Below are 1,875 nucleotides of genomic sequence, written 5' to 3' on the forward strand. Positions count from 1 at the left end.
AACGACGCGCAGCTACCCTACCTGAAGCTGGGAATTTACAAGTGGGACTGGAATGGTAACGGTAAAACGAAAGTTAGCAAGCGCGTGCTGTACCTTGACAACGTGAGACTGGGCGACCAGAACGCAGATTTCAATTCAATGACCTCAGGCATGTTTCAGCAGACCAATTGACTTTATCAGGCCCATCTTGAGTTTGATTACTTGAGCAGTGGTAACTAAGCTTGGCCATTCTCTTAGATCACTTGCAGTGCAGAAACAATAAACCTTACAACGCTTTAATAATATGCCTATTGAAAGGCACCTATAGGTATATAAATTACTGACAGGCCATTCGCTGCTGGAGCATTATATGCAGAGCGCGCTGGCTGCTTAAACCTGAGTTGCCTTAATATGATTTAGCTTAACGTGCTGAACGAATGCAATTGCAAAACATACTTCCTCTTACCCTTTAGTTAAGCTTACTGATTGCTTCAACGATTTAGAGGGTTGCAAATCTTATTACATCACTACACTTTCAATACTTACATTATAGTGCATACTCTAGCTTGCTCACTAATTGAATATACGTGAATAGGTGCTGACTTCGCTTAATTACTATGTATCAAAATGAGGTTGGCTAAAATGAGCTACTCTGGTTACTTAAAATTAAGTACTTCCCGCTTCTATCATAAGCTTCTAAATAGAATACCCTCCTTTTTGCTTTGCAACTTAATACATGCTGTGTTAATAAATCACTGTAACACAGCATAGCCTACACCTCTTCCAGAAAACACAATTTTTTAAAAAAATCATAAATATAAATTTAAAGCATTACCGCTAACTAATCATAGCAGATCTTCAGGCGTGCTAATCCATCTTCCCTTGTGTTATTTTTCACTTCAGCTCTTAAAATCAATGCTAGAGAAACATGCTTTAGAATACATTATACCACATTTAATTTTTGCACCATACTGAAACGAAGCACTATATATGTTTATTGCATCATTCAAATAATAAAAAGAATATATTCATCTAATTCTTATAAGGAAGCTTCTTATGCCATAAATCGCAGTGTCTACATGCATACTATGTTAAATGGGCAAACTACACATATCATACTGTGAAACAACCTGTTTTAAACACTTAAAGGCTTTACATATTTTCATTACTGAGAATCAGCGCAACTCCTAAAAACCTATAAATACAATCTAACAAAAAGTGTTTTGTAGAAAACTTCCACACATTTGTATAACTTTTAAAATAGGTTACATTAATTTTTTAAGAAGATGGTAAGCACCTGTTGGCTACCTCAATTTTTGTATACTTTTGAAACATCAACAACGAAGTAAACAAGAGCACACAGCATAACATAACAAGTACACAAACTAAAGCTTTTGTATATTTCTAATATTTGAACATCACATAGTTTATAATGAACAAAGACATTATTATAACAGGATCAAAAATCAACAGCCAAAAAAAATTTAATTTTTCAACTTTTAGCCAAAGTATTATGAAAAGCAAAGCCCATTATCTTTTAGCACCAATCTTGCTAGGCTTAGTAACCACTTCTTGCGATAAGAAGGACCTTGATGAGGTTACTCCATCTTCCTCAAGTAATTTTGAAACCTCTGCTAGCAGCAATGCCACAGCTACCGGTATCTTGCTAGAAGAGCTTTTCGAAGGTTCTGACCCTTTAAACCAGAGCTTAATAATGGACCGCGCGCAGGGCACAAGCTATGCACGCACCTATTCAACAGAGCACGCCCTGAGCGGCAGCAAGTCAGCCCGCTTTGAGCTGCGCGACACAGACGCTGAGTTTGGCGGCGGAACGCGCACCGACTTTGCCATGAAGCCCGCCACGGGCAAGGACAGGTGGTATTCTTTTGCTGCCTA

At 37.9% G+C, this 1,875-nt stretch carries 1 pseudogene; it reads left to right on the forward strand.

What is annotated here, in order from left to right:
• Positions 1-1,492: 1,492 nt before the first annotated feature.
• Positions 1,493-1,875: pseudogene (locus D1627_RS18225) on the forward strand (polysaccharide lyase); the annotation flags it as partial.

It is taken from the genome of Pontibacter oryzae (assembly GCF_003576375.1).
In the GTDB taxonomy this organism is placed as follows: domain Bacteria; phylum Bacteroidota; class Bacteroidia; order Cytophagales; family Hymenobacteraceae; genus Pontibacter; species Pontibacter oryzae.